Origin of the sequence: Cellulosimicrobium arenosum (genome assembly GCF_014837295.1) — a bacterium.
In the GTDB taxonomy this organism is placed as follows: Bacteria; Actinomycetota; Actinomycetes; order Actinomycetales; family Cellulomonadaceae; genus Cellulosimicrobium; species Cellulosimicrobium arenosum.
In genome coordinates this window covers 42601-55810 of the sequence record NZ_JACYHB010000002.1, presented here as the reverse complement: position 1 = coordinate 55810, position 13210 = coordinate 42601, and the positions used below count along the sequence as shown (strand labels likewise).

11 protein-coding genes and 1 pseudogene are annotated in these 13210 nt (G+C 75.2%); 7 read left to right on the top strand and 5 right to left on the bottom strand.

Features of this window, described 5'->3' with window-relative positions; translation table 11 throughout:
* Positions 1-4: 4 nt before the first annotated feature.
* The 6 genes and pseudogenes from IF651_RS03220 to IF651_RS03195 form a co-directional block, all read left to right on the top strand.
* Positions 5-1072, top strand: a pseudogene (locus IF651_RS03220) (cytidylyltransferase domain-containing protein); the annotation flags it as partial.
* Between the two features lie 258 nt (positions 1073-1330).
* Positions 1331-2284: an N-acetylneuraminate synthase family protein gene (locus tag IF651_RS03215; RefSeq protein WP_191827889.1), complete on the top strand. Its 954-nt coding sequence runs from the start codon at positions 1331-1333 to the stop codon at positions 2282-2284.
* Positions 2281-3276 (top strand): hypothetical protein, encoded by a 996-nt coding sequence (locus IF651_RS03210; protein WP_191827657.1) that lies wholly within the window; start codon positions 2281-2283, stop codon positions 3274-3276. Before IF651_RS03215 ends, IF651_RS03210 begins: the two co-directional genes overlap by 4 nt.
* Positions 3273-4643, top strand: coding sequence for a DUF6716 putative glycosyltransferase (locus tag IF651_RS03205; protein ID WP_191827656.1), 1371 nt, complete (start codon positions 3273-3275; stop codon positions 4641-4643). The genes IF651_RS03210 and IF651_RS03205 overlap by 4 nt, the downstream gene beginning before the upstream one ends.
* Positions 4644-4660: 17 nt before the next feature.
* Entirely contained in the window at positions 4661-6661 is a 2001-nt protein-coding gene (locus tag IF651_RS18130) for a glycosyltransferase (RefSeq protein ID WP_191827655.1), read from the top strand.
* Positions 6658-7617: a class I SAM-dependent methyltransferase gene (locus IF651_RS03195; protein ID WP_191827654.1), complete on the top strand. Its 960-nt coding sequence runs from the start codon at positions 6658-6660 to the stop codon at positions 7615-7617. The genes IF651_RS18130 and IF651_RS03195 overlap by 4 nt, the downstream gene beginning before the upstream one ends.
* 38 nt (positions 7618-7655) lie before the next feature.
* Here IF651_RS03195 and IF651_RS03190 read toward each other — a convergent pair whose 3' ends face one another.
* From IF651_RS03190 to IF651_RS03170, 5 genes are all read right to left on the bottom strand, one after another.
* Positions 7656-8906 (bottom strand): glycosyltransferase family 2 protein, encoded by a 1251-nt coding sequence (locus IF651_RS03190; protein ID WP_191827653.1) that lies wholly within the window; start codon positions 8904-8906, stop codon positions 7656-7658.
* Positions 8907-8998: 92 nt separating this feature from the next.
* Positions 8999-9604, bottom strand: a complete 606-nt coding sequence (locus tag IF651_RS03185) for a hypothetical protein (RefSeq protein ID WP_191827652.1) — start codon at positions 9602-9604, stop codon at positions 8999-9001.
* A complete protein-coding gene (locus tag IF651_RS03180) occupies positions 9601-9852 on the bottom strand; it encodes an acyl-CoA carboxylase epsilon subunit (protein WP_191827651.1) in 252 nt (83 codons plus the stop codon). Before IF651_RS03180 ends, IF651_RS03185 begins: the two co-directional genes overlap by 4 nt.
* Positions 9849-10424 carry a hypothetical protein gene (locus IF651_RS03175; protein WP_191827650.1) on the bottom strand — a complete coding sequence of 192 codons (576 nt, stop codon included), beginning with the start codon at positions 10422-10424 and terminating at the stop codon, positions 9849-9851. Before IF651_RS03175 ends, IF651_RS03180 begins: the two co-directional genes overlap by 4 nt.
* Before the next feature lie 28 nt (positions 10425-10452).
* On the bottom strand, positions 10453-12144 hold the full coding sequence (locus tag IF651_RS03170; RefSeq protein WP_191827649.1) for an acyl-CoA carboxylase subunit beta: 1692 nt from the start codon (positions 12142-12144) through the stop codon (positions 10453-10455).
* A 143-nt stretch (positions 12145-12287) separates the two neighbouring features.
* Here IF651_RS03170 and IF651_RS03165 point away from each other — a divergent pair, with 143 nt between their 5' ends.
* Complete coding sequence (locus IF651_RS03165; RefSeq protein ID WP_338403741.1) at positions 12288-13208, top strand: biotin--[acetyl-CoA-carboxylase] ligase; 921 nt, start codon at positions 12288-12290, stop codon at positions 13206-13208.
* Positions 13209-13210: the final 2 nt, after the last annotated feature.

Here is a 13210-nt window from a genome sequence, read left to right as displayed (position 1 = left end):
CCGCATGCACGACCTACCTCGTCCCTCTGCCGTCGTCGTGATCCCCGCCCGCGGCGGGTCCCGCGGCGTGGTCCGCAAGAACCTGCAGCACGTCGGCGGGCGAACTCTCGTGGCGCGCGCCGTGGACGCCGCGCGCGCCGCGGTGACCGTCGCCGCCGTCGTCGTGAGCACCGACGACCCCGAGATCGCCGACGAGGCGCGCCGCCACGGCGCGCACGTCGTCCTCCGTCCCGCCGACCTCTCGGGCGACCTGGCGTCGTCCGAGTCGGCCGTGCTGCACGCTCTCGACGCCACCGCGTCCCCCGACGTCCCTGCGCCCGAGGTGACCGTCCTCGTGCAGTGCACCTCGCCGTTCCTCGCGCCCACCGACCTCGACGCCGCCGTGCGCCGGGTCGAGTCCGGGGAACGCGACGTCGTGGTCGCCGTCGCGGCGACCCACGACTTCCAGTGGCGCGCCGACGACGACGCGGTCCGCGCCGTCGGGCACAGCGTCCTCGAGCGAGAGCGCCGCCAGGACCGTGCCCCGCACTACCGCGAGACCGGAGCCTTCTACGCGATGCGGACGTCCGGGCTCCGCGAGACGGGTCGGCGCTTCTTCGGCGACGTCGGCCTGCACGCCGTGGATCCCGTGACGGCCGTGGAGATCGACGACCAGCACGACCTGTGGTGGGCGCGCCAGCTCGTCGTCGCCGCGGGCCCGCAGGAACGGTCCACCTACCCGACGCGCGACGACGTCGACGCGATCGTCACCGACTTCGACGGCGTCCACACGGACGACCACGCCTGGGTCGACGCGGACGGCCGCGAGCAGGTGCGCGTCCACCGGGGCGACGGCCTGGGCGTCGCCGCGGTCCGCGACGCCGGGCTGCCGTTCCTCGTCCTGTCGACCGAGCAGCACCCCGTCGTCACGGCACGGGCCACGAAGCTGCGGGTCGACGTGCTGCAGGGCGTCGACGACAAGGCCGCCGCGCTCGACGACTGGCTGGCCGGCCGCGGGCTCGACCCGGCGCGTGTCGTGTACGTCGGCAACGACGTCAACGACCTCCCGGCACTGCGCCGCGTCGGCTGGCCCGTCGCGGTCGCCGACGCGCACCCCGACGTGCTGGCGGCCGCACGCGTCGTGCTGACCCGGCGCGGCGGCGAGGGGGCGGTCCGCGAGATCTGCGCCGCCGTCCTCGGGCGCGTCCCCGACCCGGTCCCCGCGCCGGAACGTACCCAGCACCTCGACCCGCACGACGTCTCCAGCACCCTCATCCCGACCGGCGGCTCCACCCGCCGTCCCGCCCGCGAGCCCGCGGCGGACCTGCACACCGACGAAAGGTCCCGACCGATGACCACCACGACCAGCCCTCGCACCTCGGCCGAAGAGCCGGCCCCCGTCTCGATCGGCGACCGCCTCGTCGGCGACGGTCAGCCGGTCTACGTGATCGGAGAGATCGGCCTCAACCACAACGGCGACGTCGAGATCGCACGCCGGCTCATCGACGTCGCGGCCGCGGCCGGGGCGCAGGCCGTGAAGTTCCAGAAGCGCACGCCCGAGATCTCCACGCCTGCGGACATGCGCGACGTGCGGCGCGAGACGCCCTGGGGCGAGATGTCCTACCTCGACTACCGCTACCGCGTCGAGTTCGAGCGCGAGGAGTACGAGAAGGTCGCCGCGCACGCCGCGGACCGTGGCCTGCAGTGGTTCGCCTCGCCCTGGGACGTGCCCTCGGTGGCGTTCCTCGAGGACCTCGACGTCCCCACCCACAAGGTCGCCTCCGCATCCGTCACCGACCACGAGCTGCTGCGCGCGCTCGCGGACACGGGCAAGCCGATCATCCTGTCCACCGGCATGTCCACGCTCGAGGAGATCGACGCCGCCGTGGGGATCCTCGGCACGGACGGCCTCGTGATGCTGCACGCGACCTCGACCTACCCGCTCCCGCCCGAGGAGGCGAACCTGCGCACCATCGAGACCCTGCGCGCGCGCTACGGCGTGCCCGTGGGCTACTCGGGCCACGAGCGCGGTCTGCAGATCTCGCTCGCCGCCGTCGCCCTCGGCGCGGTCGCGGTCGAGCGGCACATCACGCTCGACCGGACGATGTGGGGCTCCGACCAGGCGTCGTCGCTCGAGCCGACCGGCCTCGAGCACCTCGTGCGCGACATCCGGATCCTCGAGAAGGCGATGGGCGACGGCACCAAGCGCGTGTTCGAGGGGGAGCTCAAGCCCCGGGCGCGCCTGCGCCGCGTCGACTCCCTCGCGAGCGCCGGTGCACCCGCCGGCGCCAGCGTCGGCGCGTGACGACGCGCGCGACAGCGCTCGTCGAGTCACCGCTCCAGCTCCTCGGCACCCTCGAGGCGGTGCACGCGGGAGTCGTGCCCGCCCCGGTCGAGGTCCGCTGGCGGTCCACCGTCCCCGGGCTGCGCGCAGCCGTCGCCGCGGTCGGGGAGCTGGGAGCGGAGGCGTTGCCCCCGGGCATCGTGCTCGTCGCGGCGGGCCGCCCGTCCGCGCGCGACCTGCCGTCGCGCGACCGGGACCACGCGGTCGGAGACGTCTTCTCCGGCCGCGCGCAGGTGGGCCTCGCCGCGGCGCGACCCGGTCGTCTCGTGCTGCTCGACGACGGGCTCGCCACGATCGAGGCCGTCCGGCTCCTGGGCGGCGGGGGGCCGCTCGTGCGGCTCGGGCGCTCCGCACGAGCCCCCCGACGCCTGCTCGGTGCCCGGGTGTCGCGGCGCATCCGCACGCTGGCCGCCCGGCCGGGGCGCGTGGTGCTGTGCACCGCGCTCGATCTCGCCCCCGCCGACGCGGTCGCGCTCGACGGTCTGGGCATCGAGGTGACCCGGCACGCGTTCGGCTGGGTCGCCGGCCTCCCGCCCGCGCCCGCCGTCCCGGAACCGCTCGTCGTCGTCGGGTCGGCTCTCGTGGCCGACGGGCTCGTCGACCCGGACGCGTACGTCCGCTGGGTCGCGGCGCTCGCCGACGCCGCGGACGGCGGCACGTGCTACATCCCGCACCGCCGCCACGACGCCGGGGTGCTCGCACGTCTCGCGGCTCTCCCGGGGGTGCGCGTCGCGCCCCCCGGACCACCGGTCGAGCTGCGCCTCCGCTCGCTCGACCCGAGCCAGCGCGTCGTGTGCCTCCCGTCGACGGCCCACCGGTTCCTGCGGCAGGTGCTGCGGGGCTCGGGGGCGCGCGTCGAGCTCGCCGACGTCCCCGCGCACTGGTGGACCGAACGTGCCGACGCGCGCCTGCGCGACCACCTCGTCGCGGCTGCGGCCGGTGAGGACCGATGACGGACGTGCCCGCGCGGCCACGAGAGGTCCGCGTGCTCGCGCTCGCCGACTCGGACTCCTACCTCAAGTGGGCCGCCGCGACGATCGATCGGCTCCCCGGGGTGCTCTCCTCGGTCGCCCTGGTGCGCAACCCGATCGCACCGTCGGCGGGCCAGGTCGAGGCCGCGCTCGCCGGCACCGGCCTCCGGGCCGACGACGTCGCGACCGTCCACGTGGCCCGGCTGCGCGCCCACGTACGGCGGCTGCGGCCCGACGTCGTCCTCGTCGCCGCGACCGGGCCTGTCGTCGAGATCGTGGTGCGCGCCGCAGCAGGCGTGCGGCCACGGCCCGCGCTGGTCTCCGGGCTGCCCGGGATGGCGCTGCCGGCCACGCCCCTCGGCGTGCAGTACCGCTCGGCGTGCGACGCGTTCGTCGTGCACTCCCGGACCGAGCGACGCGCCTACGCCGCGGCGTACGCGGCCGAGGGCCTCGGTCCCCGGATCGTGCTCGAGCACCTGCCGTTCGCCCGCGTGCTCCCGGACGCACCGTCGGGGCCGCCGGCTGCGGCGACCGCTCCCGTCGAACGGATCGTGTTCGCCGCGCAGGCCAAGGTCCCCGCCGCGCGCGAGCAGCGGGTCGCGGTGCTCGACGCGCTCGCGCGCGCGGGCGCCGAGCACGACGTCGTGGTCAAGCTCCGTGCGGTCGCCGGCGAGCGGCAGACCCACGCCGAGCCCTACCCCTACGACGCGCTGTGGACGTCCGAGCACGCCCCCGGTGCCGACCTGACGCACCGGGACGGCACCGCGCGCGTGCGGTTCGGCACCGGTCCCCTCGTGGACTGGCTCGGACCAGGCTCCGGGCTCGTGACGGTGAGCTCGACCGCGGCGCTCGAGGCCGCGGCCGTCGGGGTCCCCGTCGCCGTCGTGCGCGACTTCGGGGTGGACGAGGAGATGCTCAACGCCGTCTTCGCGGGCAGCGGCCTGCTGCGCACCCTGGACGAGGTCGCACGGGGCGAGCTCGGGGCACCCGACCCGGCCTGGTGGGCCGAGAACTACGGGCACCCGGAGCCGGGGGAGCTCGCCGGGGTCGTCCAGCAGCTCGCCCGGAGCTCGCGGCACGCCCGGCTGCCGGTGCCGGCGACGGGGCCGCGCTCGTGGCGCCGGTACGTGCGCGCGTGGCTCCGCTGCGCGGCCCCGGGACCGCTCGGTCGCGCGGTGGCACGCGTCCTGCCCCGACGTGGGGCCGGACGCAGGCAGACGTCGCCGGTCGTTGCCCGGCACGACAGGGCGGGTTCAACGCCCGTTCATGCGACGCCCCCACCCTGTGTGGACGCCGCGCACGCACCCGGGCGCGTGCGGACGGTCGGACGAGGAGAGCAGGAGACGTAGTGGCGACGATGCGCAGCGTGCCCCACGGGCGCGAGCCGGGGGACCGGGAGATCGCGGACCTGGCGGGACTCGTGGAGCGCCCCCTGCTCGTCGTGGGCAACGGGCCCTCCGCGGCGATGCCCCGGTACGACGTCCTGCCGGCGGACGCCGTGGTGTTCCGCATGAACTGGTTCTTCCTCGAGAGCCAGTACCACCTCGGCCGCCACGTCGACGCGTGGTTCTCGGCCGTCCCGCACGCCGACATGGAGCGCAGGCTCGCCGAGGAGATCCGCACGGGCCGCTACGAGGTGGACCGGCTCGCGAACCCCGTGCGCGTCTCCTCGGCGCGGGTCGGAGAACGCAACGGCAACCCCTTCCTCGGGCTCGGCCTGACCGAGCTCGACTCGTGGGCGGTCGTCGCGCAGCACCCTCGGCTCGCGCGCCACTTCATGAGCAGGCCCGGCCTGCCCACCACCGGCCTCCAGGCGCTCGCGTTCGGGCTCGCCGTCGGGTTCCGGGACATCCACCTGGCGGGCATCGACCTCTACGAGTCGAAGGACGCGCGCTACGGGTTCACGGTGCCCGAGGAGGTCCAGGCGACCTTGCGCGAGAAGGACCTGCGGCCCGGCTACGAGGACGCGCACTCCGTGAGCACGGACCTCGCGTTCCTCCGGGCCTGCCTGACCGAGTTCCCCGACGCGCGCATCACCACGCACTGCGCGTCCGAGACCCTCGAGCTCTACCTGCCCGGCCCCGCCCCGCTGGCCGAGGGCCGTGCCATGTCGCCGGAGACCGTGCCGCTGCTGGGGCGTGCCAAGGACCGTGTCGTGCCCGCCGGGACCGACGCCGACGGCACGGTGCGCCTGGAGGTCCGCGAGGTCCCCACCGCGGACCCGTGGGCCGAGGTCGAGGGTCGTCGGTGCGCGTACGTCACGGTCGTCTCGGGTGACTACCACCACGGGGCGCGCGCGCTCGCGAACTCGCTCCGGACCGTCAGCGACGTGCCGCTCGTCGCTCTGTGCACCCCGGACGCGAATACCACGGCGCTGCTCGCGAGCGGTATCCATGTCGTCGACGTGCCACCGATCGTCAACCCGCACACGGCGCGCGGGACCGCGCGCGCCGGGAGCGCTGCGGCCAAGGTGCAGGACCGGTTCGCCGCGACGTACACCAAGCTGCACGTCTTCCGGCTCGACGCGTGGGACCGGCTCGTGTACCTCGACGCGGACACCGTCGTGCTCGGCCCGGTGGACGAGCTCTTCGCGGGCGACGACTTCGCCGCCGTCCCGGACGCGGGCCTCGACCTGCCGCGCGGGGACGTGTTCAACTCGGGCGTCTTCGCCTTCACCCCGTCGCGCGAGGTGTTCGCGCGGATGGAGGCGGTGCTGCGCACCGGCGGCTCGTACGACGGCGGGGACCAGGGGTTCCTCAACGCCTTCCTGCCCTCGTGGCGGGCGCTCCCGCTCGAGTTCAACACCACCAAGAGGATCTTCGCCCACCACGCGCCGCTGTTCGACGCCGAGGACGTGCGTGTCCTGCACCACGTCGGGGCCAAGCCCTGGCAGCCCGGGGCACGCGGGGGCGCGTACGACGAGCTCGACGCCGCGTGGCTCGAGCACCTGCGGCCGTGGGAGCTGCGCGAGCTCGTGCAGGACCTGCGTGACGCCGCGGCGGCCGGTGCGGGTGGTCTTCGTGCACCGGGCGCGGACGGGCTCGGGACGCCGCACCGCCGCGCGAAGGAGCTCGCCTCCGACGGGCGCTGGGACGAGGTGGAGCGCGTCCTGACGACCGCCTGGGCCACCCGGGGCGCGACCGTGGGCGAGCACCGCCAGCTCGCTCGTGCCTACCGTCACCTCGGCCGCTACGACGAGAGCCTCGACCAGCTGCGCCGCGCGCGGGTGCTCGACCCTCGGTCGCCGCAGATCGCCAAGGAGGAGCGCAACGCCGTCCTGCGCGCGCGCTACGCACGCTCGGGCGTGCTGCCCCGGGTCATGCGCACGCTGCCCGTGGGACGCTCCATCGACGAGGCGATCCGATGACGGTCGACGCGGCGTCCGCTCGTGTCGCTGCCGTGCGCTCGGTCGTCGGCCGGGCACGTCGGGGCCTCTCCCCGGCGCCGTTCGAGGGTGCGCGCGACCTGCCGACGATGCTCGCGAGCGAGGAGGTCGACCTGCTGTACCTGCTCGCCCGCGACAGCCTGGGCGGTGCGGGCGACGTCGTCGAGCTCGGGACGTTCCTGGGCGGTTCGACCGTCGCGATCGGGCGCGGCCTCCAGGACCGCGACGAGGGGCCGGGCCACGTGCGCGTCCACACCTACGACACGTTCGTCCAGGAGGCGTGGCCCGAGTTCGGCGTCGCGGCGGACGAGGACGTCCTGCCGCGCTGGGAGCGGCTCGTGGGGCCGGTGCGCTCGCTCGTCGACGTCCACCCGGGTCGTGTCGGTGGCTCGGAGCCGATCCCGTTGCCCGGCGGACCGGTCGACCTGCTCTTCGTCGACCTGGTCAAGCACGCGGAGGCGATCACCCCGGTGATGCACGACTTCCTCGCCCGCACGCGACCGGGCAGCGTCGTCGTGCACCAGGACATGTTCCACTGGGGCTCGCCGTGGGTGCTCGTCACCGTCGAGGCGATGTGGGACCGGTGCGAGTTCGTGGGGCACGTGGCCCGGGCGAGCGGCGTGCTCGTCGTGACCCGGCCGCTCGCGGTGTCCGCGCGCGCCGTGGACTGGGGTGCGATCGCACCCGCTGCGCAGCTGTCGATGATCGACTCGCTCGCGGAGCGGTTCACGCACCCGACGCTGCGCGGCAGCATCGACGCCGCCGCCGTGTACCTCGCCAGGCTCCACGACCCCACGACCTACCGGCGCCGCCTCGCCCGGGCTCGTGCCGCCTCGCCGGGCCCGCGGGTGGCGCGCTACCTCGACGAGATCGAGGCGACGGACGACCGCGGGGCGCTCGCACCTCCCGACCATGCCGACCCCGTGCCGGCATCCTGAGCGCACCGCCCGGACGCGCGTCGCGTCGCCGCCGCCCGTCAGGTGCGGTGCTCGTCCCGCGAGGCCCGCGGCACGCCGCGCAGGAAGCCCGCGCCCCAGGCCAGGTGCATCGTGACGAGCACCGCGGGCAGGAGCGCCGCGATCCGTAGCGTCTCGCGCCGGGAGGCGTGCCACGACGCCACGAGCACGGCGAGCGCGTAGAGGACCGGGACGGCGAGTCCCAGGCGCACCCAGGGGGCTGCGAGGCTCGCGCCGACGACGAGCGTCAGCACGGAGAGCGCGAGAGCCAGGACGAGCGCGGGCGGGGCGAGGTACCGCAGGCCGGCCGTCCGCGGTTCACGACGCACGATCTCGCGTCGCCACATCCCGGTGCGCCAGAACTGGCGTCCGAGGTCTCGCAGGGACGAGCGTGGGTAGTAGACGACGTGGAGAGCCGGGTCGAACCAGACGCCTCGTCCCGAGCTCCGCAGCCGTCGGTTGAGCTCCCAGTCCTCGCCGCGCACGATCGTCTCGTCGTAGCCGCCGACGGCCAGGAGGGCGTCGCGGCGGAACGCGCCGAGGTAGACCGTCGCGACCTCCCCCTCGGCGCCGCCCGTGTGGAAGGCCGCCGCTCCGATCCCGGCAGGGTGCCGCATCGCGCGCGCCACGGCACGCTGGGTGGACGTGGTCCCGACGGGAAGCATCATGCCGCCGACGTTCGCCGCACCGGTGCGCTCGAGGGTGCGGATCGCACGGCGGACGTACATGACCGGCAGGACCGCGTGCCCGTCGACGCGGATCACGACGTCGGTGCGCGGGTCCGCCGCGCAGATCGCGAGGTTCAGCCCTGTCGACCGGCCGCCGGTCGGGTTGTCGACGACGGTGATCCGCCCGTCGCGCCTCGCCCAGTCCCGCGCGATCTGCGCGGTGCGGTCGCGCGACGGCCCGACGGCCAGCACCAGCTCGAGCCGGCCGTCGTAGTCCTGCACCAACGCCGACCGCACCATCGCGTCGAGGTGGTCCTCCTCGTCGCGCACCACCGCGACGACGGTGGCGCCGGCCAGCCGGCGCGCGGTGCCTGCGCCGTCCGCGCTCCCGGTGTCGTCCGTGTCGTCCGTGCCCTCCGTGCCCTCCGTGCCCTCCGTGCCGGATGCGCCGGGTGCGCCCGCTGTGCCCGGGGGGCTCGACGTGCCGGGTGCGCCGCGCCGGACGTCGGCGCGAGCGGTCTGCTCGTGGTGGGCGGGCGTCGTCCCGCCGGCCGAGGTGCCGGTGGGCCGCGGCCCACCGGGCTCGGCACGGATGCCGGTCATGGCGGCACGGTAGGCACCCGGAGCGACGTGCAGGTCAGGTGGCGGCGAACGCCGGGTGAACGGTGCACGACGGCGTGTGGTCGGGGTCCGGCTCAGTCCTCGCGCAGGTGCGAGAGGAGGTCGTCGGCCCACGCCCGGTGGTAGCGCACCAGCAGCACCTTCGTCGCGTCCTCGTCGTCCGCGGCGTGCCAGACGGCGACCGGGTCGCCCGGTCGTGGTCCGGCGACCCCGTCCGGGACGTGGAGGCGCACCGGCCTGGCCAGCGGCACGCCCGACGACGGCGTCAACGTGACGACCCCGTCCGCGCCGGTCGGGTCCGAGGCGGAGAACGCCCCTGTCGCGCGGACCGGCCGGGCGAGCAGCGCACGCCGGCCCCGCTGGAACGCGAGCGCCGCGCGGTCGTCCTGGTAGCGCACGAGAGCGAGCACCGCGGTGGCGACCAGACCGATCATCGCCGCGACGACGACCGCGTCCGGGACGGGCCAGTCGCGGCCGGCGGCGACCCGCTGGTACACGATCAGCGCGACGGTCGGGACGAACGCGACCGCCCAGCCCCACCGCCGCCACGCCGCGAGCGGTGCGGCGTCGGGCAGCTCGTCAGGGTCCGCGTCGACGGCGTCCGGCGACCGCGGCAGGTCCACGAGCACCGACCGTGCGGGCAGGTACCGGACCCGTGACCCCCGTGCTCCTGACGTCACGAGCGCAGGCTCCATCGCCACGCGTCCGCGTTGTGCCGTCCGGCCCGGCCGCCGAAGCTCTTCGCCGTCGCGCCGCCGCCGGTGCCGCGCAGGCCGCGCACCCGGTTGGTCCACTCGTCGACCGGCGTCATGTCGTCGGGCGGCTGCGTGGCCGCCGCGGCCGCCGCCAGCCCGGCGACCAGCGCCGCCACCTCGACGTCGTCCGGCGTGCCCCGCACCACGCGCACGCTCGGCCGTCCCGCGCTCATCGTCGGTCCTCCGTCCCGGGGTCGGCCGGGCCGTCGTCGTCGGGGTCGTCGACGCCGTCGCTCGTTTCGTCGAACGCGTCCCCGCGCGACGCGGTCCACTCGACGACGTCGAACCCGGAGTCGACGAGCCGCTCGACGACCCGGGCACCGGCGTCGTCGAGGAGCCCGACCACGTCGTCCAGCCCCATGTCGGCGGTGCCGGCCGGCGGGGCGACCACGAACCCGAGGTAGAACTCCTCGGCGAGGTCGTCGCGGGTCGCGACGGACGCGCTCGCCGCGTCGGCGTCGTCCGCACCGGGCTCCCACACCGACGAGGTCAGGTCCGGGTGCATCCCCAGCGCCTCGTGCAGCCGGTCGAACAGGTGCGCGTTGAACGACCCGACCCGCTGCTCGAGCGCGAGGATGCGCGGGTCCTCGTCCGCCTCGGCGGCGCCGAACTCCGCCCGGACCCCGACCGCGGCCTCGACGTACTCGTGCAACGACGCCGCGAGCGCCTCGACCGCGTCGTGCATCGGGGCCGGGTCGACCGACCCGAGCGGGGCGGGGCCGTGGCTGGCGTCCTCGTGGTTCATGCGCGCCGACTCCTCACGTGGGGATCTCTCACAGGGGGATGTTCCCGTGCTTCTTGGGGGGCAGGGTCGCACGCTTGGTCCGCAGGGCGCGCAGGGCGCGCACCACCTGCACGCGTGTCTCGGACGGGCGGATCACCGCGTCCACGTAGCCGCGCTCGGCGGCGTCCCACGGGTTGACGATCGCGTCCTCGTACTCCGCGACGAGCCGCGCACGCTCCGCGTCGACGTCGAGACCCTCGTCGGACGCCTTCTTCAACGTGCCGCGCTGGAGGATGTTCACCGCCCCGCCGGCGCCCATGACCGCGATCTGCGCGGTGGGCCACGCGAGGTTGACGTCGGCCCCGAGCTGCTTGGACCCCATGACGATGTACGCGCCGCCGTACGCCTTGCGCGTGATGATCGTGACGAGCGGGACCGTGGCCTCCGCGTACGCGTAGATGAGCTTCGCCCCGCGACGGATGATGCCCTGGTGCTCCTGGTCGACGCCGGGCAGGAAGCCCGGGACGTCGACGAGCGTGAGCACGGGGATGTTGAACGCGTCGCACGTGCGCACGAACCGCGCCGCCTTCTCCGCCGCGTCGATGTCGAGCGTGCCGGCCATCGACAGGGGCTGGTTGGCCACGACACCCACCGACTGGCCCTCGACGTGCCCGAACCCGACGAGCACGTTCTTCGCGAACAGCGGCTGCACCTCGAGGAACGCACCCTCGTCCAGGACGTGCTCGATCACCGCGCGCATGTCGTAGGGCATGGAGTCCGAGTCGGGCACGAGCCCGTCGAGCTCGAGGTCGTCGTCGGTCACGTCCAGGGGCGTGTCGTCGTCCGGGAGGTACGACGGCGCGTCGGACAGGTTGTTCTGCGGCAGGTAGGACACGAGGTGGCGCACGTAGTCGATCGCGTCGTCCTCGTCGGCGCCCATGTAGTGCGCGACGCCGGACGTCGAGTTGTGCGTCAGCGCGCCGCCCAGCTCCTCGAACCCCACGTCCTCGCCCGTCACCGCGCGGATCACGTCCGGCCCGGTGATGAACATGTTCGACGTCCGGTCCGCCATGACGATGAAGTCCGTCAGCGCGGGGGAGTAGACCGCGCCGCCCGCGCTCGGGCCCAGGATGAGCGAGACCTGCGGGATCACGCCCGACGCCGCGACGTTGCGCCGGAAGATCTCCGCGAACTGGGTGAGCGCCGCGACCCCCTCCTGGATGCGCGCGCCGCCACCGTCGCTGATCCCGATCAGGGGGACGCCCGTGCGCAGGGCGAGATCCTGGACCTTGGTGATCTTCTGGCCGTGCACCTCGCCGAGGCTCCCGCCGAACACCGTGAAGTCCTGGCTGTACACGCACACCTGGCGGCCGTCGATCGTCCCGTGGCCGACGACCACGCCGTCACCCGCGAGCCGCTTCTTCTCGAGCCCGAAGTTGTACGAGCGGTGCTTGGCGAAGGCGTCGAGCTCGACGAAGCTGCCCTCGTCGAGCAGCGCCTCGACGCGCTCGCGCGCGGTCTTCTTGCCGCGCGCGAGCTGCTTGGCGCGCGCCGCCTCCTCGGGCTGCGTCGTCGCCTCGGCGCGACGCCGGTCGAGGTCGGCGAGCTTCGCGGCCGTCCCGACGAGCGGGGCGGCGGTGCCACCGGTCGGGCTCGGGCTCGGGCTCGGTGTGGTGGAGGACGAGCTCGTGCTCGTGGCTGGCGTGTGTGTCGCGTCGGTCGTGGCGGAGGGTTCGGTCACACGGACGAGACTAGTTGGTGGATGGGACCAACTCGATGCGGTCGACGCCAGCGTGCCGGGGGCGCGTGTTGGCGACTTCCCACAACGGGCCCGCAGGTGCCCGCCCCGCCACGGTGGACGGTCGTCCGGGGGAGGATGTCCGGGTGACGACCGCACCCCTGCCGCCCGACGGCGGAACAACGCCCGAGGGCCCTGCCCGCCCCCCGCTGCGGGCGGACGCCCTGCGCGCACGTCTCGTCTCCCCGGCCGGGCCGCTCGGCCGGCTCGAGGTCGTGACGGAGTCGACGTCGACCAACGCCGAGCTCGCGCGCGCGGTCGCCACGGACCCCGGCGCGTGGCCCGCTCCCGCACTGCTCGTCGCCGAGCACCAGGCGGACGGGCGCGGTCGGCTCGGGCGGACCTGGACGGCGCCCCCGCGTGCCGCGCTCCTGCGCTCGCTCCTGGTCCGCCCGGACGTGCCGCGCGCCGCGCTCGGCTGGGTGCCGCTGCTCGCGGGGCTGGCGACGGCGCTCGCGCTGCGCGCCGCGGCGCAGGTCGACGCGGTGGTCAAGTGGCCGAACGACGTCCTCGTGCCGGACCCGTCGGCACCGCGGCCCGGCGCCGACGGGTCCGGGACGCCGTCGCGCAAGGTGGCGGGCATCCTCTCCCAGGTCCTGCCCGACGGCGGCGTCGTCGTCGGCGTCGGGCTCAACGTCTCGCAGGGGCGCGACGAGCTGGCCGTCCCCGGCGCGACGTCGCTCGCGCTCGCCGGGGCCGCCTCGACGGACCGCGAGGTGCTCCTCGTCGCGCTCGAGGAGGAGCTCGCGCGCGTGCTCGGCCGCTGGCAGCGCGCGGGCGGCGACGTGCGCGCCGCGGGGCTCGACAGCGAGTGCGTCGAGCTCTGCGCGACGATCGGCACGCGCGTGCGCGTCGACCTGGTCGACGGCCGGTCGGTGCACGGGGTCGCGACCGGTCTCGCGCCCGACGGCGGGCTCGTCGTGGAGCACGACGACGGCACCACGAGCGTCAGCCGCAGCGCAGACGTCCACCACCTGCGTCCCGGGGACCGCGCGGAGCGGCCGTAGGA